Origin of the sequence: Bacillus sp. MYb78, from assembly GCF_002975115.1 — a bacterium.
Classification (GTDB): Bacteria; Bacillota; Bacilli; order Bacillales; family Bacillaceae_G; genus Bacillus_A; species Bacillus_A cereus.
Genome location: NZ_PCOB01000016.1, coordinates 15,717 through 37,503, shown reverse-complemented (window position 1 = coordinate 37,503; position 21,787 = coordinate 15,717). Strand labels below are relative to the sequence as shown.

Sequence of the window (21,787 nt, the reverse complement as noted above, 5' to 3'; positions counted from 1 at the left end):
AATGAAATAAAATACCGTATTGTTTTGACTTGTAAATAAAAGTTCACCATAACAAAACAAAAAGGAGAGTTCAAAATGAATCAATATATTGGGAATTTAATTATTCGTATCGTGTTAGGAGTTACGTTCTTTGCACACGGTTTAGCAAAGTTTCAATCAGGTATCGATAATGTAGCAGGATGGTTTACAAGCATCGGTTTACCAGGTGGCCTTGCATACGGCGTAGCAACTGTAGAATTAGTTGGTGGTATATTATTAATTATCGGTTTAGGTGTACGATATGTAGGATTGTTATTCGCTCTTATTTTAGCTGGAGCTATCGTAAAGGTAAATGGAGCAGCAGGTTTATTAGGAGATGGAAAGAATCCAGGATATGAATTAGATCTTGCATTATTATCAATGGGTGCGTATTTATTCGTAGTAAAAGCAGAAGGATATGTAGATCGTTTCTTAAAAGAGAAAGTAATGAAAACGAAGTAAATTTTATTTATAAATTGTTGACTTGAAGAATTATTGTAACTATAATGATTACAACTAATGAATTACGAATGAAACAATTTAAATATTTTTTTACACAAGATGTAACCGCATTGGTTACGTCTTGTGTAAAAATAAATAAACGGGAGGAAGTAATATGCCTAAATCAAATTTAGAAATTATTCAAAGCACGTATGAAGGATCAGCTTCTTCGAATGCAAAGCATTTAGCAGAAGCCCTCTCTGAAAAAGTGGAATGGACAGAGGCAGAAGGTTTCCCGTACGGCGGAACATATAAAGGCGTGGAAGCTATAATGAAAAATGTATTTAGCCGTTTAGGATCAGAATGGGATGATTATAAAGCAAGTGTAAATACATATCATGAAGTAAACGGAAAAGATGTAATTATTGCTGAAGGTATGTATTCTGGAGTTTATAAAGAAACAGGAAAATCATTTGAAGCAGAATTTGTTCATGTATGGCAGCTTGAAAATGGAAAAATCGTGAAGTTTAAGCAGTATGTAGATAGTCATATTGTTAGGGAAGCGATGAAGAGCTAATGCTTTTTAAATGGATTGTAGGTATATGTATTACCATTATGGTAATCATCTCTTCTATAGTTGGCGGAAAGAAATTGCTTGCATATGTGGAAAAAGAAAATACAAATATTCAAACCGAGCGAGCGGCAAACGAAAAAGAGAAAAAAGCTGCAGAAGAAGCTCCGCAAATTAGTGAAGGTGAAATTATTTCTACTATGCATAAAATGGTCCACCAAAAGGTAAAATCCTCTGAAAAATGGGGATTTGTAGAAATGTCAAAAAAGGAAATTTCTAATGTAAAAAGAGATATTGAAAATAGTACAGGTTTTCAATATAAAGTGAAGTTATTTTCTATTATAAATAGATGGGAAAAAGGAGATTTTTCTCAAACCGTTGAGGAACATAACTTTTTATGGAGCCTTCAAGGTGGGGATACTGGCAAGGCGACGGAACGTTTATCGCCAGAAGAGGAAAAACAGTATATAAAAGAAATGAAGAGTAAATAAAAACATCGCCACTTGGATGACGATGTTTTTTCATTAAGAATGTTTTCGCATTAAAGCTCTAGTTGGCTGAACAGCGACAGTTTTGAAATGAGAAAATAAATAACATCCTGTTACAACGACAATTGTTCCTAAAATTTGTATCCACGTTAATTCTTCTCCGAGGAATATGAATGCTAAAATGGCTGTGAAAATTGGATTGAAGTTTAGAAAAATACCTGATGTAGTTGCACCTAATTTTTGTACACCAATATTCCAAAATACCATACAAAGAACTGTCGAAATAAGCCCGGTATATAAAAGTGATGTGATGAAAGAAGTATTTATATTTGAAACAGTGAAGCTACCTATGTTAAACGGTAGTAATAAAATAACGCCGAAAATACCAGAGTACAACGTTGCCATAAGTGGTGTAGTTGTTTTTGTTGCCCATTTACTACAAACAGAATAGATTCCCCAAATACAGACTGCTGCAATCATCCATAAATCGCCACTATTAAAATGTAGTGAAAATAAAAGCGAGAAATCACCTTTTAATAGGACGAGGATAACCCCGAAGAATGAAAGAATCATGGATAGGATTTGAAGTGTATTTACTTTTTCTTTTAGAAATAATACTGAAAATAATGCGATTGAAATTGCATTCAAAGTAGAGATAAGACCTACATTCGTAGCGGATGTTTTTTCTAATGCTAAAAATTGAAAGATGTTAAAAAGAGCGACCCCTGAAATTCCCATCAATATTAAAGGAAGTATTGCGGTACGTGGTGGAAGGATTTTCTTTTCTTTAAACCACACCATTGGTAATAAACAAACAATCGCAATCATCCATCTTAAATTTGTCAGTGTCATCGGCGATGCATGATCGACGAGTGATTTTCCAACGACAAAATTTCCTCCCCATAATAAGCTCGTTAGTAATAGTAAAAAGACGTAAAAATAAGGCATGCTAAAATCCCCTTTTTTATAATCAATACGAATTGTAAATAATTTTAGCATTTTTCTTTATTGTATAATATATTCTTTTGTATAATGGTAAAAACTCGATAAAATATTTATCTGTGAATGATATTTACGGAATGATATTCAGTTTTGCGTAAGGTATAAGGTGTTTTTTCGAATAATCATCGGTAAGAAAAAAGGGGGAGTTGTAATGGAGTCGTCTGTTATTAAAGTGTTGGATGATTTGGATGTACAAATTTTAGATATATTGCAGAAGGAGTCACAAGTAAGTAATGCAGAGCTGGCACGTCGCGTTAATTTATCACCGGCTGCGATGCATGCAAGAATAAAAAGGTTAGATGGGGAAGGTTTCATTGATAAGCAAGTTGCGATTTTAAATCAAGAAAAGCTTGGGTTTGATTTATTATGTTTTATTTTTATGAGTACGAATATTCATCAATTTGACAAGTTGGAAGTGTTGGAGAAAGAATTAGAATCGATGCCGGAAGTGTTAGAATGTCACTGTTTAACAGGAGAGTACGATTATTTATTAAAGGTTGCAAATCGTGATCGTAAAGAACTGGAGCAGTTTATTAGAAAGCTGAATAAGCTTGGTATTACAAGGATACAGACAAGTTTAGCACTTCGTGAAATTAAATATTCGACGGTATTGCCGATACGAAATGAGGAACCAAGCATCAATTAGATTGCTTGGTTTTTTGTTTGCATAAAGTGATTGACGAGGAGAAAAGAGAGCTGTATTATTATATAAAATTATGAATTAAAATTCATTTAAAGTTATAAATATTAATATCGAGGGCAAGGGGATGTAATATGAAAATCTGTAATGCGGTGACGAGTGATGTGAAAGAAATTTATAATCTTATTGAGGTTTATGCAAAAGAGGGAGTTGTTTTACCACGTTCTCTTTTGTCTCTTTATCAATATTTGCAATGTTTATATGTTATGAAAGAAGACGAGAGAATTGTTGGAGTTGCTGGATTACATGTATTAGGGGAAGATCTTGCAGAAATACGATCATTAGTAGTTTCGCATACATATGCAGGGAAAGGGATAGGGCGTATGCTCGTAAATCATGTAATGGAGGAAGCTACGAAAATAAATGTAAGAAGAGTAATTTCCTTAACATATGAAACAGTATTTTTTCAAAAGTGTGGATTTGATTTTGTAAATAAAGAAACGTTGCCAGAGAAAGTATGGATTGATTGTAGACATTGCCCAAAGGTGGATTATTGTGATGAAGTGGCGATGGTGCGGTATGTTGGATAAAAAATTTATAGAGAAAAAGTTCCCACTATTATTTACATATATAGTGGGAATATATATTTCCATAAGAAATGGACAGGTTATTAAGAATTTGAATTCTTTTGTCTCACGGCAAAATTATAAAGTGGATCTTTAAGTTCATAGTTATACGTTAAACCGTCGACAATTCCTACAACTTTATCATTATCATAAAGATCGAGCATAAATTGTGCCATTTGTTTTGCAGTGTGGAATTTTGGTACAACATTATCGTATTGGAATTCATCAATATCAAATGAACGTTTCGCAAATTCTGTTTCAGTTGCAGCAGGAGCTAAAACTTTTGCTTGCAGTTTTGCGCCTTGTTCTTTCAGTTCGTGAGACAGCCCTTCTGTAAAGGCACTTACATAAAATTTCGTAGCGCAATACGTAATAGCATCAGCAACAATCGTGTATCCGCCGCCCGATGAAACGTTAATAAGCTGTGTTCCATCAACCATTGAATAATCTCGAACGAAAAGAGAAGAGAGTATTGTTAGTGCTTCTATATTGACATGCAACATCGTCTCGATTTTATTTAAATTTTGTTCAGCAATTGAGGCGAAATTACCAAAACCTGCGTTGTTAATCCACGTTTCAATTTGAAAAGCTTGTAGGCTTTCATAAAGTTTATAAACATCTTCAGTAACAGATAAATCAGTTCTTCGAATGACAACATCCAACTCAGGATGCATTTCGTTAATTTTCAATTTTAATCCGTTTAATTCTTCTTGTCTTCGAGCTACAAGTACTAAATTTTTTCCGCGAGATGCAAATGCTAAAGCTGCTTCATAACCAATTCCGGAACTTGCGCCAGTAATAACCGTGTATTTCATATAAAATCCCCCTAAATTCAAATTCATTTATGGTTAGATTGTATTTGTTAGAGTATACTCTAAGTCAAATGTTTTTTATAAATTTGATACGGTCATAAAATATATAAGGGTAAGCATGTGAAGGGAGTTTTAGTATGTACACAATTAGCGAGGTAGCAAAGTTATTAGGCATGAGCACACATACACTACGTTATTATGAAAAGGAAAATATATTAATTGCAAATCGTGATACAAATGGAAATCGACTTTACGAAGAGTCACATATAAAGTGGTTGCAGTTTGTAATGAAATTAAAACAAACGCAAATGCCAATAGCGAAAATAAGAGAATACGCTAGATTATATACAGAAGGGGAGCATACAACAGAAGCTCGTTTACAACTCCTAGAAGATCATAGGAAATCTATTCAGATTCAAAGAGAAAACTTAGAAGTTACAGAGAAGATGCTTGAGAATAAAATTAGTGCATACAAAAACTCATTGGAAAATAAATAGATGGTTGATCTATGAGTATTTCATCATAGTGTGCGGACAAATTACAAAGAGCAGCTAGCAAAAGCTAACTGCTCCATTCAAGGGATCTCTCCAAGGGGGAGTGGAGAAAATATTATGTTACTAGCAGTATTGACAGATTATTGAGAAATATACAAATCGGATGAAAGAAATTTTAAATAAACTTTCGGCATTGACAGTTTTTAAAATGTTCATGTACAATATATATGAATGACATTCAGTCATTTTTGTATGGAATGATGTAGTTAGCTTAGAAATGGAACAAATACAAAGGTAAATGAGGATGATAGTTGTTTTTATATAGTAATAATGAAAGAGTATATTTTTTTAAAATAAAAATGACTGATAGTCAGTCATAAGAGGTGAGAGGTATGAAAAATAGAGCTTGGTTATATGTCATATTAACATGTATCTTTGAAATTTTTTGGGTGTTTGGTTTTAATACAGCCGATACTTGGTGGCATTGGATTATCATTTTAGGAGTTATCGCTGTTGATTTTCACTTCCTTTCTAAAGCGTGTGAACATCTTGCAACAGGGACTGTATATGCTGTTTTCGCCGGAGCTGGTACGGTAGGTACTTTCTTAATGGATGTATTTCTTTTCGGTGGAAGTTTCAGCGCAGGCAAACTATTCTTCATTCTTATGGTAGTAGCCGGCGTTATCGGTTTAAAGTTAGCTGATAATAAAGAAGAAACTGTGGAAGGAGCTGCTTAAAGATGGGTTGGTTTTTCGTATTTTGTGCTGCAATTAGTGAAATAGTCGGTGTGATAGGACTTAAAATGTATAGTAAAGATAAAACATTAGCCAATGGTGCGATTTATATAGGTGGGTTTGCTACATCCTTCGCATTCTTGTATACATCTTTCTTATTTTTACAAGTCAGTGTCGCGTATGCGGTTTGGATCGGTATTGGAACAGCAGGTGCAGTTTTATTAAACATGTTCTTGTTTGGTGAGTCGAAAAGTAAAGCGCGTATTATTAGTGTGTTTCTTATTGTATGTGGAGTGACAGGATTAAAGGCACTTTCTTAAAGATATATTGTATTTTTATCTCCTAATTGTTTATTAGGAGATTTTATTATAAAAAAATGACGTCCTCTTAGAGTTCACTATCATTGACAGTACAATCAATTATCTTATAAAATGAGTGACAGTCATTCAATATGCGTGTGAAAGGGTTTAGATGATGAATAAAAAAGAGAAAATTGTCTATGCAGCTATTGAAGTGTTTCAGGAAAAGGGCGTCGAAAAAACGAAGATTTCTGATATCGTGAAATTAGCTGGCATTGCGCAAGGAACTTTCTATTTATATTTTCCTTCTAAGCTATCTGTTATGCCTGCAATAGCAGAAGTGATGGTTGAAAAGATGATACTTGCAGTGAAAGAGAAAGTACAAAAAGATGTACCTTTTTCAAATAAAGTGGCACAAGTAATCGATGCGGTGTTTCACTTTATAGAGGAATACCGTGAAATACAAGCTTTAATGTATGCGGGTCTTGCATCTACAGAACATATAAAAGAGTGGGAAGCTGTGTATGAGCCTCTTTATATGTGGTTAAGCGAATTTTTAAGTGAGGCGAAAGAAGCTGGTGAAATTCGTGATTCGGTTCACGCAGAACGAACAGCGAAGTTATTTATCGCTCTTGTTGAATCAGCAGCGGAACAAGTTTATTTATATGATCATAAAGATGATGAGCAAGTCGAGCTACAAAAGGCAGAAGTACTAGATTTTTTAACACATGCACTACATATAAAGAAGTAGTAAGATGAACCTGTCTGAAAAGGTAGGTTCATTTTTGAGGAAAACTGAATGATAGTCATTCACCTAATGCTTATGTATGTGTGGAAGGATAGAGTGAAATTCTAATGAGTGGAGGCATCTTCACTCATTACTAGCCTGCAAAGAGCAGGATAAAGAAAAAGCTTCTTGGGCATTATTTTTTGAGAGGAACTTACGGGAAGAGGTGTTAAAAAGTGAAGAAACCGATAAAAGAACAAAAGATGGTATTGGTCATTCTTTTGAGTAATATATTTATCGCTTTTCTAGGGATTGGATTAATCATTCCGGTTATGCCGTCCTTTATGAATGATATGCATTTAACAGGGAAGACGATGGGATATCTCGTTGCAGTATTTGCAATGGCTCAGCTCATTACTTCACCTATTACAGGCCGGTGGGTTGACCTTTACGGTAGGAAGAAAATGATAATCATTGGATTATTTATTTTTGGTGTTTCAGAGCTTCTTTTTGGATTAGGAAAAGATGTATGGATGCTTTATGTAGCGAGGGTATTAGGCGGAATTAGTGCGGCGTTTATTATGCCTGGTGTTACGGCATATGTTGCGGATATTACATCTATGGAAGAACGTCCAAAGGCGATGGGATATTTATCAGCGGCTATTAGTACCGGCTTTATTATAGGGCCTGGAATCGGCGGATTTATTGCAGAATACGGTATACGTGTGCCGTTCTTTGTGGCCGCAGTAATTGCCTTTTTTGCATGTGTAATTTCAATTTTTATTTTAAAAGAACCGTTAACGAAAGAAGAACTTGCGGAGATTTCTGCTAATACGAAGGAATCAAGTTTTATTGGTGATTTAAAGAAATCATTACATCCAATGTATGCAATTGCATTTATTATCGTATTTGTACTCGCATTCGGATTATCAGCATATGAAACAGTGTTTAGCTTGTTCTCTGATCATAAATTTGGTTTCTCACCGAAAGATATTGCAGCAATTATTATAATTAGCTCGATCTTTGGGGTAGTTGTACAGGTATTTATGTTTGGCAAATTGGTAGACATGTTCGGTGAAAAAGTATTAATCCAAATATGTTTAATTATAGGTGCAATATTAGCATTCGTCTCAACTGTAGTCTCTAATTATTGGATCGTACTTCTCGTTACTTGCTTTATTTTCCTAGCATTTGATTTACTGCGTCCGGCATTAACGACGTTTTTATCAAAAGCAGCTGGAAAAGAACAAGGATTCGTTGCTGGTATGAACTCGACTTATACGAGTTTAGGTAATATTGCAGGACCAGCGATGGGCGGGATATTATTTGATATGAATATTCATTATCCATATGCATTTTCAGGCGTTGTTTTAATAGTTGGTCTCGGCATTACATTTATGTGGAGAGAGAAGCAGTTGGCTGAAAGTTTTGCGAAGTAATAAAACCCCTTACGACGGTAAGGGGTTTTTTGTTTTATCCTGTAAAATCCCAATTAAAGTTTCATTTTATAGACTTAATCCAAACCGCTTTAACTCAATAAATATCCCCTCTAATTGCTTTCCTTTATCCGTTAATGTGTATTCTACACGAGGCGGAACTTCTGGATATACTTTTCTCGTTATAATACCTTGTGTTTCTAACTCTTTTAGTCGAAGCGATAATGTTTTTGGACTAATGCCATCCATTGATTTTTGTAAATCACTAAAGCGTAATGTTCCTTCGATAAGAAGATCACGAATGATTAAAAACGTCCATTTTGTACTAATTACATCAAGCGTTTTAGCGATAGGACAAGGTATGCCAGGTAAACCTTTCGTTAATTCAATTGGATCTATATTGTTCATGGAACTAGCCTCCATAAAATTTTTTTGGATGAATTTGCTTTATAGTATCACAAAACTATACTTTTGGTAACTATATGAAAAAAATATCACTACTTCCATAAAGGAAGTTATTGCATATACAATAGCAATACGAAACAAAGAGGATTTATATAAGGAGGTGGTGATTTCCATGGGGATAAAAAAGTTATTTGGATTTCTTAGTTTGTTTGTTATTTGTATTGTGCTTGTAGCATGTGGTGTGGAACAAAAAACTGAAGTCCAGTTATTAAAAGAAATGCCAAAGCCAAAAGCAATGACAATTGATCCCTCAATAAGTAAAAAAGAAGCGACAGAAATGGTTCATGCGGCGCAGCGTTTTTATGCATTTTGGGATACAGGTAAGGAGGAAATTATTCCGCAGACTGTTACTGAAAATTTTTTCGATAATACATTGCCGAAAGGGCGACCACAAGGCATTGAAGGATTAAAGTTTGCAGCGCAAAATTTTCGTAAAGTTGTGCCTGATATACATTGCGAGATTGAAGACTTATTGGTTGTTGGTGATAAAGTAACAGCCCGTCTTTCTTTTACAGGAACGCATAATGGTAAGAAAATTAATTTTTTTGCAATTGATATTTTACATGTGAAAGACGGAAAGATAACGGAGGATTGGCATTTAGAAGATAATCTTACACTACAGCAGCAACTCGGCTTAATAGCTAAAGAGTAGATCATATAGGGGAGAGAAAAGTAATGAAAAATATATTTATTATAAATGGACATGAAAAATACGGTACAAAGGAAGGACGATTAAATAAAACGTTAGTAGATTATATGGTTACTCTATTAGGCGAGAATCATTATGTGAAAACAACAACGATTCAAGATGGTTACAATATTAAAGAAGAACAGGATAAATTTTTATGGGCCGATGTTGTAATTTATCAAACACCAATTTATTGGTTTAGCGTTCCGGGTTTATTTAAAACGTATATGGATGAAGTGTATGAATACGGTTTGTTCTTTAAAGGTGCAGATGAATATGGAACAGGTGGTTTATTAAAAGAGAAATCGTATATGTTCTCTACAACTTGGAATGCACCTGAAAATTCATTTGGAGATAAGACGAAGTTCTTTGAAGGGGAAAGTCTAGAATCAACGCTTAGTCATTTACACCGCGTGCAGAAGTTTCTTGGTATGAGCCCGTTAAAGAGTTTTGCTTGTTATGATGTGGTGAAGAATCCGGATATTGAGAAGTTTTTAGTAAACTTGAAAGATCACTTAGATGGAGTAATTAAATAATAGTTTATATTTGTATGTGAAGAAGGTACTACTAAGGATGTAGTACCTTCTCCTTTTATAAAAAATCATACTTTAATACGTGGATGGTTGTATCCATAACTTCGCAAAATTTGCCCAACCGAATGAATCAATTGTTACGTTTTTTAAAGAAGAAGGGTATGTTTTTCTTTTTAAAACGTGATAGTTAAATAAAATGATGTGTTCTGCTTGTAAAAACTCTTCAATCTCATACATGAGTTCATAACGCTTTTCTTTATTTTCTTCTAGTAAAAATGTATCTAGCAAACAGTTAATTTGTTTTTCGTAGTGTGGGTCCATGAACCGATTTACGAAGCAACTTTTATTTTTAAATACATTTAAGAATGCAATTTCATGATTGGCAGCAAACACTTCTCCCATGAAAATAATATCGGCATGTTTATCAATAGAGCGATCCATATAATCTGAAACGGGAAATGGGTGAAGCGCTACTTGTATACCTAAACTTTCACATCGTTCTTTTAAGAAATATGCATCATTTGCACTATCTTTAAATGCGAAGAAGTAAATATGTAGTGTTTCTCCATTATAGGTGCTCTTTTTTAAATACTCTTTCGCTTTTTCTAAAGAGTAAGATCTTTTAGAAGCTTGGCTACTTCTTTCAGGGAAAAAGCTTGATGCAGCAATTGTTCGTCTACCCTCTATGCTACGAAGTATCGTTTCAACATCATATAGTTCTCTCCAAGCTTTTCGAAAGTAAATGTCATGGTGGGGACCAGGTTTTGTAAAGTTAAAGCCAGCATAAATGCAGCCTATTTCTTCTACTTGTATGTCGTACCTTTCATTTTCTTCTTCGTTTGGTAGTTCATAATCAGCATCTATTTGCACATGGTCAGGAATACCCCAAAATTCAATACGGTCTAATAACGCGCGCTCTTTAAAATAATGGTTGAACGCTTCGAGTACGATATTATCTTCAGAGTAATGAGCAAGTTTGAAAGGTCCGGTACCTATATAATGATGATTTTGAATACTCGTATCACGCGGTAAAATTGCGAGCTGCATAGAACTTACATAGTGTAAGAAAAATAAATTTGGTTTTGCTAAATGGAATTGAATTTGCAGTGGTGATGGTGTTTCAATTTGAATAATTTCTTCTGTTAACCATTCAAAAGGAGATTGAACTTGCTTTAGTCTTTCAAATGAAAATTGTACATCTTTAGAAGTTAAAATTGTTTCGTTATGAAAATATATATCTTTTCGTAAATAAAAGGTCCACGTAAGTCCATCTTCACTTAATTCCCACGTATGCGCAATGTGAGGCTCCATTTTTTCAGTAACATCGTTATAGACGACTAACGTATCAAAAATTTGACTCGTAAGATGGCTCTCTGTAGTTACAGCCACAAAAGCCGGATCTAATGGGAATATCTTTCTCGATATAGGAATCTTTAATACGTCGTACATATCGTTTGAAGGTTCGTATCCAAAATGATGATGTAGTTTATTTTCTATCTTTTTTTGAAGTGCAAGGGGGAGGGGTTCTTTTAAAAGAAGAAAGATATCTTTTAATTTTTCTTGCGCTAACAGTTCATCTGTATAGGACTCAATCGCTTCTACGAAATTATGTATAAATAGAATTTCCGTTTTATTTCCGCGGCCTCGCCCTGGAGTCCAGCTAATTAATTGCTCCTCGCTCATTTTCTTTAATAAAATCTTTACATTTTTCGTACTACAATATAAAACATCCGCTAATTCTTGTAAGCTATTTCGCATATGTTGTTGATCTTGTGCATGTAGTCTTAGTCTAATGTAATAGTCCATAATTTTCATATATACACTTCCTTCTATCATAAAAGGGGAAACTCTTTAGAATATTCTAACCTTTTTCTTCCTTTTTTTCAAAGTAAAATAAGTAAGCATAAGGAGGGGGAAACAATGGGATTTTGGAGTATGCATCGAAATATAAAAATTAGAATTATAACTTCGTTTTTAACACGTACTGTGTCCACAATGATTTTTCCATTTATGGCGATTTATTTTTCAATAAAGTTAGGTAGTGCGATTGCTGGTGCGTTACTACTTATTAATGTCATAGCTTCGTTAGTAATTGGTTTATACGGTGGATATGTTGGGGATCGGCTTGGGCGTAAAAAGGTTATGATTATCGGTCAAAGTATACAAGTCATTTCCATTGCTTGTATGGGAGTTGCGAATTCGGATTACGTTGACTCACCATGGCTAACATTTGTGTTTATGTTAGTGAATAGTTTAGGCTCTGGACTTATGAATCCTGCGACAGAGGCGATGTTAATTGATGTGAGTACACCTGAAAATCGAAAAGTAATGTATAGCATTAATTATTGGGCTATTAATTTATCCATTGCGATTGGAGCAATATTTGGTGGATTACTATTTGAAAACTATAGATTACAATTGTTTATCATATTAACGCTTGTTGCAATTATTACTTTATATGTGATGGCTGTGTATATGGAAGAAGTGTATGTAGCACGAAAAACGGTGGAGAAGAAAAATGTATTAAAAGGTATGGCAGATAGTTATAAAGTCGTGATGAAAGATAAAGCATTTTTAATTTTTTGTGCAGCGAGTATATGTACATTGTCTTTAGAGTTTCAAATTAATAATTATTTAGGTGTTCGCTTGCAGAAGGAATTTGAAACGGTGCACTTTTTATTCGGGAATGGTATTACGTTTGATTTAACAGGGATTCGCATGCTGAGCTGGATTTCTGCAGAGAATACAATTTTAGTTGTGTTATGTTCAGCACTTCTTATTAAAATGCTGAAAAGCTTCAACGATTTGAAAATCTTATATGTAGGTTTATTCATTTATACAATTGGATTTACAATACTCGGAACGAGCAATAGCTTATGGATTTTATTAATTGCAGGGCTTTTCCAAACGGTAGGTGAGATGATGTATGTGCCAGTGCGTCAATCTATTATGGCAGATATGGTGCCAAATGAGGCAAGAGGTTCTTATATGGCGATTAACGGAATGGTCTTTCAAGTGGCAAAAATGAACGGGGCATTAGGTGTTATGCTAGGTTCATTTATTGCATCTTGGGGCATGAGTGCTCTGTACTTTATCGTTGGTATGAGCAGTATTTTACTATTTATGAAAGCGATAGGGAAAGAGAAGTATGAGGATGAGAGAAATGTTTCTCAAATTGGATGAAACTATATAAAAGCGAACCAGCTATACTGGGATTCGCTTTTTATATAATTTTTAGAACGGATCAACTTCAGCTAAATTTGGAGTGGTATTCGGCTGTAGCAAAAGATTTTTTAATGTGCCTACTTCAGAAAGCGCTACTAATATGTAGCCACTAATCAGTACAATTAGCCCAATAACGCGTAACGTTTGTAAGCTCACTTCATTATTATTCGTTTCCGTTGGATTTGGGGGCGTTGAAGGTGGATTGTTATTCATAAATAAGGCTCCCATCTTTTGTATTTATATATGTGCGAAATCATTATTTAACTTATGGATAGGAATTATATAGTCATTTTCACTATATGAGAAATGCCTATGAAAAGTGATAAGGAATTTTTGGGCGAGAAAAGGGGGGAATCCAAAAGATTATTAAAACTGAACTTTTGGATTCCCCCCTTTTTTATTTATCCTGCTATTTGTGGTGGTCGGATTTCCTGTAAACGACCAGTTGATTCATTATTTTCATGTAAATACAAGGTTAGTTAACCAAAGTAGTTATCCTAATATACGCAACGATTCTTCAATAAACGCTGGGATGTCCTCTGGCTGTCTACTTGTTACTAGCTGATTTTGACATACGACAACCTCTTTGTCATGAAAGTTCCCGCCGGCATTTTTCAAATCGACTTCAATAGATTTATATCCAGTTACATCGCGTCCTTCAAGTGTTTGTGCAGTGATGAGTAGCTGAGGTCCGTGACAAATAGCGAAAACAGGTTTTTCCGCATCCATAAATGCTTTACTAAAGCGAACAAAACGTTCATCTGCACGAAGTATATCTGGGGAGAACCCGCCTGGTATGAAGAGGGCATCAAAGTTCTCTGGAGAAACATCATTAATACTTTTATCGATTACGACTTCACTTTTTCCTTGTTTACCGTGTACCGTTTTCCCTTTTTCAGTTTCAATAGTTGTTAATTTATATCCCTTTTGTTTAAAAGCTCCTACTGGCTCTGTGTATTCTGTATCCTCGAAATAATCCGTTATTAAAATAGCAATTTTTTTACTCATTCTAATCCGCTCCTTACATTATATCATCGGTTCCAAAATCTTCCTTGGGCAATACTTTCTATAAATGATTCAATTGAAGTGTTTGTTAAGTTGTAAACTCCTGCTCCATCCAGTTTAATCTTACTATGGTCCAAAGCATGAGGATTACTAAGGACATGAGCTATCGGTTTAAAATGTTTAAAAGTAGTTTCTGCAAATTCTAAAACAGGGGGTTGAATGACAGACTCACTACTAAACACTAATACTGCATCAAAAAGGGAGGAGTCTGTTGTTGTATAAGTATCAGTTACTTTAATGGAATCATTGAACTGATAAATTTTATTATCTATGATGCTATAGTTAATACGATGCTGTGCAAAAGCTTGAATCCATTCGGACAGAAGGGAGACACTTGGGTCACCATTTAATAGAATTGCAACATTTTTGGAGTCAGCTTTAAAAATAGTGTTAGACATACTTAGTGCAGGTGATTTTGCATCTGAATTTACTTCGTGATTTTCCTTAGGTAAAGGAGATCCAATAATGTTAGCGACTTCTTGTGCTAATTGACGATCGACGTGGTTTAGGAGAGCAATTACATTTGCCTTCACCATGTCTGATTTACACTTCCCAACTTCAAAGCAAAAAGCTTCTTTTATGTGCTGCTTTTCAATAGGGCTCATACTATTGTAGAAAAGTTTAGCCTGAGAATAAAAGTTAAGAAAGCTTTTACTGCGACCTCTAATTTTATGCCCATCAATCTTTTCTTGATAATGTTCATATCCTCCTTGTTCGGCTTGGACGGTTGCAGGTTGATTGTTATTTAATCCATTAGGATGATAGCTTGTTTGACCGCGATGAATCTGCATTTGATGCATACCATCACGTTGATTATTATGAAAAGGACATACGGGCTGATTGATAGGGATTTGATGGAAATTAGGGCCCCCTAAACGAGATAATTGTGTATCTGTATAGGAGAATAATCTTCCTTGCAGAAGAGGGTCATTTGAAAAATCAATACCTGGTACGACATGACCAGGGTGAAAAGCTACCTGCTCTGTTTCAGCAAAGAAGTTATCAACATTTTTGTTCAATGTCATTTTACCAACTAATTTTACGGGAACTTCTTCTTCTGGCCATAATTTCGTTGGATCTAAAATATCAAAATCAAATTTATGTTCATCTTCTTCTGGAATTAACTGTAATCCAAGCTCCCATTCAGGATAATCCCCTTTTTCAATTGCTTCGTATAAATCTTGACGATGAAAATCAGGATTTTTCCCAGCAATCTTTTGAGCTTCATCCCATACTAATGAATGAACCCCGAGGGTAGGTTTCCAGTGAAATTTTACGAAATGGGCTTTTCCTTCTGCATTAATGAGTCGAAATGTGTGAACTCCAAAACCTTCCATCATTCGTAAACTACGTGGAATAGCTCGGTCGCTCATTTGCCACATGACCATATGAGTGGACTCAGGATTATGCGCAACAAAGTCCCAAAAGGTATCATGAGCGCTAGCTCCTTGAGGAATATCATTATGTGGTTCTGGTTTAACTGCATGGACAAAATCAGGAAATTTAATGGCATCTTGGATAAAGAATACTGGCATATTATTACCCACTAAATCATAGTTTCCTTCATCTGTATAAAATTTTGTGGCGAATCCGCGTACATCTCTTACTGTGTCATTGGATCCTTTAGAACCTTGAACGGTTGAGAACCGTACAAATACAGGTGTTTTCTTTGAAGGATTAGTAAGAAAATCTGCTTTCGTATATGCTTCTAACGATTCATAAAGCTGAAAATAACCATGAGCGCCAACTCCGCGTGCATGAACAATCCTTTCAGGAATTCGTTCATGATCAAAGTGGGTCATTTTCTCGCGAAAGTGGAAATCTTCTATTAAGGTTGGGCCTCTTAAGCCCATCTTTAAAGAAAATTCATCTTCAGCTATTTTTACTCCTTGGTTTGTTGTTAAAGCATGTTTGCATTGATTGTCGGTAACATGGTGCTTCAATTGCTCCATTTTTTTATTCACAATATAGGCCCCTCCTTTACGCTGTTAATTTAATAGATACCCTTTTTATTAGGACGTAAACATGTATTATGATTTTTGTATGTAAAAATCATAATTAAACCCTAAAACATCAAGGGGAAGAAAGGGAGTTTGTATAGCACTCTATGTTTAAGAAAAACAGGAGTAACATACCTAAAGTTTGTAATTAAGTATGAACGATAGGTTTAACATTAAAAAATAAAAAAGCCAAGGAGATAATTTATTTTCTCCTTGGCTTTTAAGATAATTCTTTTCGTTAAAATGCGGAAATTCTTTGCTTCGTTTTTGGTACAATAATAAATTTGATCCAGAGTAACCCGACAATCATAATGATAAGGCTATGTAAAAATTGACCTGTAGCAATGAGTATAACACTCGAAAATACAATGAGTTGAATGCTTAGCAATATAAAGATTAAGCGAAGAAATTGCTTCATTCTTTCTTCAGTACCAATCGGATATAATGCTACAATAATATTTCCCGAAAAATATTTCCACAGTGAACGGAGCTGCATAGAAATCATATATAGAACGATGTAAGCGATAGCGCCTTTTACGTATATATTTGGTATGAAATATAAGGCGAAAGCACCGATCAATCCTAAGCGAATATATATGCCGAAATAATCATTTCCACGTAAAAATGCTAGTGTATGTAAGTAGAAGAAAGTTGCTCGTTTTTTATGTAATAAAGGTTCAATCCAATTTGTAAGCCATTTTCTTTTATTTACTTGTTTATTCAGTTGCGGAACATTTGTGAAAATGCTAGCAAATTGATAAAAACGAACGTTCATTTTTTCTTCTTGCTCGATTATGTAATCCCAAGGTATTCGTTTTGTAGGCTGTTTTTTCGTATATAGAAGTAGGAAAGCAAGTAGTAAGAGTAGTCCGCCCAATATGAGAACATTTGCGGAATAAAACAGCATGAAAATGATTAGGGCGTTACAAGTAATACGAATGATTAGCCATATGTTTTTTTCGTGACTATCACGCCACATCCAATGTATGTACATGTTCCAGGCTTTCGTAATCATTAACATGATAAAGATTGTACATAAAAAAGGAACCGTTAATTGCAATGATTGCATAGCAAGTGGAACGAGAATAAGGAACGTAAATAACAATGGGAAAAGCTGAATGATGTAATTGTATAGAAGAGATTTTTTGAAATAAGATGTTAATTTCTCTTCTAGTGCTAGTAAATAGACAGCATCAGGTTTTTGAATAAATGTACGGATAGGGCATCTCGTTATAATGAATGTAAGTACAATCGTTATAATTATTAAAGATATTCCTTTAGAAGGAGATGCTTTTAGAAACTGAGCATAATAATATGCACCAACGCATGAAATAAAGATAAAGCTATATAGTAAACCGTTAATCATACGTGCAAAGTATGTAATGATATTTTGAATATGTTGTTGGAAGCGACTGCTCCATAGCGATTCGATTGACATGTTTTTCACCTCTTTGTTCTATTATATATGTTTTACAAAAGAAAAAACGAGCAAATTGCGTTATGCAACTTGCCCGTTTTTCTTTTCGTTATTTTTTTTCTGATCACGATTCATTAATGGATAGAAAGCAAATCCGATTACGAATAAACCAATTCCGAGAAGGAACGTTTTTATATCGGATGCGCCGGTTTTAATAACCCATAGTGCGTAGCAAAGTGCGATAACTGCGACTATGCCATCTGTAATTCTTGCCCGCATTTCATTTTTATATGTTTCACCAGTTGCGACTAGTTTTAACTGGAAGATTGGTGAAACGAGATATGGAATGAGGTAGGCCAGTGTCGATACGGTAATAACGAATGTATAAGCTTCCGCAATGGTTCCTGATAATGTTGAGAATAGGAATACTTGCGACATAATGTTTGTTAATCGTAATGAGTAAATTGGACTTCCTTTTTTATTTGTTTTCGTGAAGAAGGAAGGGAAGAAACCTTCTTTTGCTGCTTGATAAGGTACTTCTGAGCTTAATAAAATCCAGCCTAAGATAGAACCGAACAGGGAAGTAAGAGCAAGTAATGCCATCAGTTTCCCGCCGCCATGACCCATTGCAGCGTTTAGTGCATCTGCTAATGGACGTTCAGAAGTTTGTAATTTATCAACGTGAAGTACACCCATTGTTAAAATTGTAATTCCTAAGTAAATCGCAACTGTAATAAGTAATCCCGCAACTGTTGCACGTTTTACCGTTTTTGGAGAAACAGCACGGTTTGATAAAAGAACGGCTGATTCAATTCCGATAAACGCCCAAAGCGTTGTAAGAGCAGCTGAATTTACTTGTGAAAGAAGACCATGTGATACACCTGATTTATCAATCATCGGCGTGTACCATTGTCCAAACTTAGAAGCTTCGAATGCAAATAACGTAACGACGATGAATAAAAGGAATCCAGTTACTTTCGTTGTTGTTGCTAAGAAGTTTAGTTTTCCAGCTCCGCTTACACCATTTGTTAATATAATATGAGTTCCCCAAAGTAAGATGGAACAAATCGTAAATGTAATTAGTTTTCCGACTTCTATGTTAAAAGAACCGATTGAAAATAGTAGTCGCGTATCTTTCATAATTGGGAAGAAGAGTGATAAATATCCCGCAAATGATGTAATGATGGCAACGTTACTTGCCCAGTTTGCAACCCAATATCCCCATACCATACTGAATCCAGCCATTTTTTTCTTTTTTGGTGTTGAGAATAAAGCATATGCATGACTTTGTGGTCCTGTCGTTAAATCAGGACGACGAATTGCTAAATTACCGAAAACAAGAGCTAGCATTAAAACACCAAACCCTGTTGTTAACCAAGCTAAAGTGACACCGAGTGGGCTTGCTGTTTGTGCCAACGTACTTGGCACCATGAAAATACCAGCGCCAACCATGTTACCGACAACGAAAGCTGTTAGTACCCAAAAGCCCCATTTTTTTTGTTGCATAGAAAATACCTCCAAAGTTAGTATAACCAAGTCAAGCGAGGAGATATGTATGTCTTCTTAGTAGAGAAGAGAAGTCCCAAACAAAACAAAAAAAGCACGTAATCTGCCGCTACATGCTTTCTATCTTATAAGAAACCCACGACATACCTCTCGATAGCTCTCCACAAACGAAACGTTTGTGACAGTTCTGCACTTATTAAATGCAGACCCAGCAAGCGTGCATGGTGGACACGACTTACTTCGGCAACCATTCCTTTCTCATTCCTTCATCAATGCCACTACATCTCCTGAAATGATACTCTTAATGATTGCAACCTCTACCTCACCGAGATACGAATGAGGATTTAAATATTAAATTAACGTCTTTAAGAGTAACAAATGTATTTTTATACGTCAATGGATATAGTAATAATCAGATTATAGAGAAGAGTTTGTGATTAAAAGTAAGAGGGATTGTTATGTGATATTTGAATTTCCGTAATATAATACATGTTATTGGCGCTAGATGATTGAAAAGGGGATGAAATAAATGTCTGTTTGTCATAAACATTCAGTAATAGGTGTGTTAGATTCGGGAGTTGGGGGATTAACAGTTGCGAGCGAAATTATAAGACAATTGCCTAAAGAGAGCATTTATTATATTGGTGATAATAAGCGTTGCCCGTATGGGCCAAGAAGTGTAGAGGAGGTGCAATCTTTCGTATTTGAAATGGTTGAGTTCCTCAAACAGTTTCCATTAAAAGCGCTAGTCGTAGCATGTAATACTGCTGCAGCTGCTGCATTGACTGCGCTGCAAGAAGCACTTTCCATTCCAGTTATTGGCGTTATACATCCAGGAGCAAGAGCGGCAATTAAAGTAACAAAGAAAGAGAAAATCGGAGTAATTGGAACTGTAGGTACGATAAAATCTAATATGTACGAAAAAGCATTACACGAGCTTGATACATATTTGGAAGTGCATAGTCATGCGTGTCCGACTTTAGCTACAGTTGTAGAAAATCGATTAGAAGATATAGCATATGTCACGCAGCAAGTGAAACAAGCGTTACTTCCATTAACGAAAGAAGATATAGATACGTTAATTCTTGGGTGTACGCATTATCCACTTCTAGAGTCCTATATAAAAAAGGAACTAGGAGAAGATGTAACGATTATTAGTTCTGCAGAAGAAACAGCGATAGAGTTAAGTACCATTTTACAGCACAAAGGAATTTTGTCTGACAATCTGAATCCGAAGCATCGCTTTTTTACAACGGGATCTGTTTTATCATTTGAACATATTGCTGAGCGATGGCTAGGGTATCAAATTTCTGTAGAATGTGTGGATTTACCCGTAAAGAATGCTCGTATCTGTAATTAGACTGTATTAAAGTACTTTTTGTTCAATAAATTAGGTTAGTTGCATAAGAAGGAAAAAATGCACTTTTAATTGAAAAGATTAAGGTCATTTCAATTAAAGGGGAGATTGGATTATGGAATTATCAAGATCTCAATTATTTGCTTTAGAGTATATTTCAAAATATGCAGAGAACGAAAAACGTGAGGCTAAAGCAACGATTAATCATATACTTAAAATGTCTAATATTACAGATGAAATATTTGAAGAGGCTGTCGCTAATTTAAAATCTCATGCAAGGATTGCTTTACACTTTCATCCAGACAGACTTGATTCGAGTATGAAAAGTGTTGCTGAAGCATTGTTTGAGCAAGGAGTATATAAAAGTCAATTTGAAACATTACTATCTAATGGAAGCGTATCTGCTTACCCTGGTGGTGAACGTGACCTTTGGGAAAAGAGAATATTTGGAGGGGCATATCAATTAGAAGGCGTAACGAATGAGCAACGGCCAAAATACGGAGCGCTAAATTTAATGTTACATCCAGATGGGCCGGCTCCGCGTTTTGGTTCATGTTATTTTCTTTTATCTCCAAAAGTTTCTTCGCGCTCTACATATACGTATTTAGATTCGCATCAAGATCCGAAAGAAAAGGGGACTTATGAGGAGTTTGATATGATTTTAGCTGCTCTTTTGGAAGAGACATTTGTAAGAGATTTTGCAATTGGTGAAGGAAATTTGACTCCAACAATATTAATTAATCATTTACTGGCTAATCTGAAAAGGCCGTTTATAGATTTAGTAAGCAAAGAGCCAGCCCGTAATCTTAATCATTATATTGAAGCGCAGATTCATGGAGAGATTTCTCTTAAAGAAGACGTAGAGGTGCTTGTTGCAGATCCTTCATTTAAGGGTACGGATGTAGGAAGAGTTTTAGAAGAAATTTGCCTGAAGTATGCTATTGATTTGTATTGGCACATCGGTTTTGTACTTATGGTAGACGAAGTTCCGATGGATTTTAGAGGTTCAAAAATGCCATCTTTAGCAAGACGCATTGCAAGGAATCATTGTATCGATGCAAATATAATTGGCTCTGCTGTAGTGGATTTGAAACGCAATCCATTATCTTGGAGTGATCGTGGCACTTATGAAGAAGTGCTTCAGGAATTAAAATTATTATGGCATGTTTTAGTTCGATTTGGAAAACCAAATCGGAAGTAGAATGAAATACTCCGTTTTTCGGAAGTATTTATATAGAAAAGA

24 protein-coding genes and 1 riboswitch are annotated in these 21,787 nt (G+C 35.0%); of the genes, 15 read left to right on the top strand and 9 right to left on the bottom strand.

What is annotated here, in order from left to right:
* The first annotated feature begins 75 nt into the window (after window positions 1–75).
* The 3 genes from CQ064_RS23995 (at window position 76) to CQ064_RS23985 (ending at window position 1,521) form a co-directional block, all read left to right on the top strand.
* Entirely contained in the window at window positions 76–480 is a 405-nt protein-coding gene (locus CQ064_RS23995) for a DoxX family protein (RefSeq protein ID WP_001077751.1), read from the top strand.
* A 154-nt stretch (window positions 481–634) separates the two neighbouring features.
* Window positions 635–1,036 carry a nuclear transport factor 2 family protein gene (locus tag CQ064_RS23990; RefSeq protein ID WP_001126703.1) on the top strand — a complete coding sequence of 134 codons (402 nt, stop codon included), beginning with the start codon at window positions 635–637 and terminating at the stop codon, window positions 1,034–1,036.
* Window positions 1,036–1,521, top strand: a complete 486-nt coding sequence (locus CQ064_RS23985) for a PRK06770 family protein (protein ID WP_000897992.1) — start codon at window positions 1,036–1,038, stop codon at window positions 1,519–1,521. The genes CQ064_RS23990 and CQ064_RS23985 overlap by 1 nt, the downstream gene beginning before the upstream one ends.
* 33 nt (window positions 1,522–1,554) lie before the next feature.
* Here CQ064_RS23985 and CQ064_RS23980 read toward each other — a convergent pair whose 3' ends face one another.
* Entirely contained in the window at window positions 1,555–2,466 is a 912-nt protein-coding gene (locus CQ064_RS23980) for a DMT family transporter (RefSeq protein WP_001146238.1), read from the bottom strand.
* 205 nt (window positions 2,467–2,671) lie between these two features.
* Here CQ064_RS23980 and CQ064_RS23975 point away from each other — a divergent pair, with 205 nt between their 5' ends.
* Complete coding sequence (locus CQ064_RS23975) at window positions 2,672–3,166, top strand: Lrp/AsnC family transcriptional regulator (protein WP_000446098.1); 495 nt, start codon at window positions 2,672–2,674, stop codon at window positions 3,164–3,166.
* 128 nt (window positions 3,167–3,294) lie between these two features.
* Complete coding sequence (locus CQ064_RS23970) at window positions 3,295–3,750, top strand: N-acetyltransferase (protein ID WP_000686656.1); 456 nt, start codon at window positions 3,295–3,297, stop codon at window positions 3,748–3,750.
* Between the two features lie 80 nt (window positions 3,751–3,830).
* On the opposite strand, the gene CQ064_RS23965 is transcribed toward CQ064_RS23970, so the two are convergent.
* On the bottom strand, window positions 3,831–4,601 hold the full coding sequence (locus CQ064_RS23965) for an SDR family NAD(P)-dependent oxidoreductase (RefSeq protein WP_000878081.1): 771 nt from the start codon (window positions 4,599–4,601) through the stop codon (window positions 3,831–3,833).
* A 134-nt stretch (window positions 4,602–4,735) separates the two neighbouring features.
* On the opposite strand from CQ064_RS23965, the gene CQ064_RS23960 reads away from it, so the two are divergent.
* The 5 genes from CQ064_RS23960 (at window position 4,736) to CQ064_RS23940 (ending at window position 8,291) form a co-directional block, all read left to right on the top strand.
* Window positions 4,736–5,095, top strand: a complete 360-nt coding sequence (locus CQ064_RS23960) for a MerR family transcriptional regulator (RefSeq protein WP_000288061.1) — start codon at window positions 4,736–4,738, stop codon at window positions 5,093–5,095.
* Window positions 5,096–5,484: 389 nt separating this feature from the next.
* On the top strand, window positions 5,485–5,829 hold the full coding sequence (locus CQ064_RS23955; protein ID WP_000796015.1) for a DMT family transporter: 345 nt from the start codon (window positions 5,485–5,487) through the stop codon (window positions 5,827–5,829).
* Window positions 5,830–5,831: 2 nt separating this feature from the next.
* Entirely contained in the window at window positions 5,832–6,146 is a 315-nt protein-coding gene (locus tag CQ064_RS23950; RefSeq protein WP_000539671.1) for a DMT family transporter, read from the top strand.
* A 151-nt stretch (window positions 6,147–6,297) separates the two neighbouring features.
* A complete protein-coding gene (locus CQ064_RS23945; RefSeq protein WP_003269603.1) occupies window positions 6,298–6,876 on the top strand; it encodes a TetR/AcrR family transcriptional regulator in 579 nt (192 codons plus the stop codon).
* A 212-nt stretch (window positions 6,877–7,088) separates the two neighbouring features.
* Window positions 7,089–8,291: an MFS transporter gene (locus CQ064_RS23940; protein WP_000742960.1), complete on the top strand. Its 1,203-nt coding sequence runs from the start codon at window positions 7,089–7,091 to the stop codon at window positions 8,289–8,291.
* Between the two features lie 66 nt (window positions 8,292–8,357).
* On the opposite strand, the gene CQ064_RS23935 is transcribed toward CQ064_RS23940, so the two are convergent.
* Complete coding sequence (locus CQ064_RS23935) at window positions 8,358–8,696, bottom strand: winged helix-turn-helix transcriptional regulator (protein WP_001059464.1); 339 nt, start codon at window positions 8,694–8,696, stop codon at window positions 8,358–8,360.
* Between the two features lie 169 nt (window positions 8,697–8,865).
* On the opposite strand from CQ064_RS23935, the gene CQ064_RS23930 reads away from it, so the two are divergent.
* Window positions 8,866–9,405: an ester cyclase gene (locus CQ064_RS23930; protein WP_000511557.1), complete on the top strand. Its 540-nt coding sequence runs from the start codon at window positions 8,866–8,868 to the stop codon at window positions 9,403–9,405.
* Window positions 9,406–9,428: 23 nt separating this feature from the next.
* Entirely contained in the window at window positions 9,429–9,977 is a 549-nt protein-coding gene (locus CQ064_RS23925; protein ID WP_000789175.1) for an NAD(P)H-dependent oxidoreductase, read from the top strand.
* 72 nt (window positions 9,978–10,049) lie between these two features.
* On the opposite strand, the gene CQ064_RS23920 is transcribed toward CQ064_RS23925, so the two are convergent.
* Window positions 10,050–11,810: an SgrR family transcriptional regulator gene (locus tag CQ064_RS23920; RefSeq protein ID WP_000569521.1), complete on the bottom strand. Its 1,761-nt coding sequence runs from the start codon at window positions 11,808–11,810 to the stop codon at window positions 10,050–10,052.
* Between the two features lie 84 nt (window positions 11,811–11,894).
* On the opposite strand from CQ064_RS23920, the gene CQ064_RS23915 reads away from it, so the two are divergent.
* A complete protein-coding gene (locus CQ064_RS23915) occupies window positions 11,895–13,157 on the top strand; it encodes an MDR family MFS transporter (protein WP_000508213.1) in 1,263 nt (420 codons plus the stop codon).
* Window positions 13,158–13,208: 51 nt separating this feature from the next.
* Here CQ064_RS23915 and CQ064_RS23910 read toward each other — a convergent pair whose 3' ends face one another.
* The 5 genes from CQ064_RS23910 to CQ064_RS23890 all read right to left on the bottom strand — a co-directional run bounded on the left by CQ064_RS23910 (window position 13,209) and on the right by CQ064_RS23890 (window position 19,187).
* Entirely contained in the window at window positions 13,209–13,412 is a 204-nt protein-coding gene (locus CQ064_RS23910; protein ID WP_001063863.1) for a hypothetical protein, read from the bottom strand.
* A gap of 279 nt (window positions 13,413–13,691) precedes the next feature.
* On the bottom strand, window positions 13,692–14,207 hold the full coding sequence (locus CQ064_RS23905; RefSeq protein WP_000037549.1) for a type 1 glutamine amidotransferase domain-containing protein: 516 nt from the start codon (window positions 14,205–14,207) through the stop codon (window positions 13,692–13,694).
* A gap of 23 nt (window positions 14,208–14,230) precedes the next feature.
* On the bottom strand, window positions 14,231–16,228 hold the full coding sequence (locus tag CQ064_RS23900; protein WP_001035761.1) for a catalase: 1,998 nt from the start codon (window positions 16,226–16,228) through the stop codon (window positions 14,231–14,233).
* Between the two features lie 274 nt (window positions 16,229–16,502).
* Window positions 16,503–17,702, bottom strand: a complete 1,200-nt coding sequence (locus tag CQ064_RS23895; protein WP_000021357.1) for an ABC transporter permease — start codon at window positions 17,700–17,702, stop codon at window positions 16,503–16,505.
* A gap of 60 nt (window positions 17,703–17,762) precedes the next feature.
* Window positions 17,763–19,187 (bottom strand): amino acid permease, encoded by a 1,425-nt coding sequence (locus tag CQ064_RS23890; protein WP_001186297.1) that lies wholly within the window; start codon window positions 19,185–19,187, stop codon window positions 17,763–17,765.
* 146 nt (window positions 19,188–19,333) lie between these two features.
* Window positions 19,334–19,515: riboswitch (Lysine riboswitch) on the bottom strand.
* Window positions 19,516–19,716: 201 nt separating this feature from the next.
* Here CQ064_RS23890 and racE point away from each other — a divergent pair.
* Window positions 19,717–20,547 (top strand): glutamate racemase, encoded by an 831-nt coding sequence (gene racE, locus CQ064_RS23885; protein ID WP_000109671.1) that lies wholly within the window; start codon window positions 19,717–19,719, stop codon window positions 20,545–20,547.
* Between the two features lie 112 nt (window positions 20,548–20,659).
* The gene (locus CQ064_RS23880) at window positions 20,660–21,745 is read left to right on the top strand and encodes a DUF3626 domain-containing protein (protein WP_000423688.1); all 1,086 of its coding nucleotides are present in this window, start codon (window positions 20,660–20,662) and stop codon (window positions 21,743–21,745) included.
* Window positions 21,746–21,787: the final 42 nt, after the last annotated feature.

Coding starts and splice junctions, on each gene's coding strand:
- CQ064_RS23910 (WP_001063863.1), bottom strand. CDS start 13,412: ATGAATAACAATCCACCTTCAACGCCCCCAAATCCAACGGAAACGAAT.
- CQ064_RS23975 (WP_000446098.1), top strand. CDS start 2,672: ATGGAGTCGTCTGTTATTAAAGTGTTGGATGATTTGGATGTACAAATT.
- CQ064_RS23995 (WP_001077751.1), top strand. CDS start 76: ATGAATCAATATATTGGGAATTTAATTATTCGTATCGTGTTAGGAGTT.
- CQ064_RS23880 (WP_000423688.1), top strand. CDS start 20,660: ATGGAATTATCAAGATCTCAATTATTTGCTTTAGAGTATATTTCAAAA.
- CQ064_RS23930 (WP_000511557.1), top strand. CDS start 8,866: ATGGGGATAAAAAAGTTATTTGGATTTCTTAGTTTGTTTGTTATTTGT.
- CQ064_RS23890 (WP_001186297.1), bottom strand. CDS start 19,187: ATGCAACAAAAAAAATGGGGCTTTTGGGTACTAACAGCTTTCGTTGTC.
- CQ064_RS23915 (WP_000508213.1), top strand. CDS start 11,895: ATGGGATTTTGGAGTATGCATCGAAATATAAAAATTAGAATTATAACT.
- CQ064_RS23980 (WP_001146238.1), bottom strand. CDS start 2,466: ATGCCTTATTTTTACGTCTTTTTACTATTACTAACGAGCTTATTATGG.
- CQ064_RS23925 (WP_000789175.1), top strand. CDS start 9,429: ATGAAAAATATATTTATTATAAATGGACATGAAAAATACGGTACAAAG.
- CQ064_RS23960 (WP_000288061.1), top strand. CDS start 4,736: ATGTACACAATTAGCGAGGTAGCAAAGTTATTAGGCATGAGCACACAT.
- CQ064_RS23970 (WP_000686656.1), top strand. CDS start 3,295: ATGAAAATCTGTAATGCGGTGACGAGTGATGTGAAAGAAATTTATAAT.
- CQ064_RS23990 (WP_001126703.1), top strand. CDS start 635: ATGCCTAAATCAAATTTAGAAATTATTCAAAGCACGTATGAAGGATCA.
- CQ064_RS23950 (WP_000539671.1), top strand. CDS start 5,832: ATGGGTTGGTTTTTCGTATTTTGTGCTGCAATTAGTGAAATAGTCGGT.
- CQ064_RS23905 (WP_000037549.1), bottom strand. CDS start 14,207: ATGAGTAAAAAAATTGCTATTTTAATAACGGATTATTTCGAGGATACA.
- CQ064_RS23935 (WP_001059464.1), bottom strand. CDS start 8,696: ATGAACAATATAGATCCAATTGAATTAACGAAAGGTTTACCTGGCATA.
- CQ064_RS23895 (WP_000021357.1), bottom strand. CDS start 17,702: ATGTCAATCGAATCGCTATGGAGCAGTCGCTTCCAACAACATATTCAA.
- racE (WP_000109671.1), top strand. CDS start 19,717: ATGTCTGTTTGTCATAAACATTCAGTAATAGGTGTGTTAGATTCGGGA.
- CQ064_RS23985 (WP_000897992.1), top strand. CDS start 1,036: ATGCTTTTTAAATGGATTGTAGGTATATGTATTACCATTATGGTAATC.
- CQ064_RS23945 (WP_003269603.1), top strand. CDS start 6,298: ATGATGAATAAAAAAGAGAAAATTGTCTATGCAGCTATTGAAGTGTTT.
- CQ064_RS23920 (WP_000569521.1), bottom strand. CDS start 11,810: ATGATAGAAGGAAGTGTATATATGAAAATTATGGACTATTACATTAGA.
- CQ064_RS23965 (WP_000878081.1), bottom strand. CDS start 4,601: ATGAAATACACGGTTATTACTGGCGCAAGTTCCGGAATTGGTTATGAA.
- CQ064_RS23955 (WP_000796015.1), top strand. CDS start 5,485: ATGAAAAATAGAGCTTGGTTATATGTCATATTAACATGTATCTTTGAA.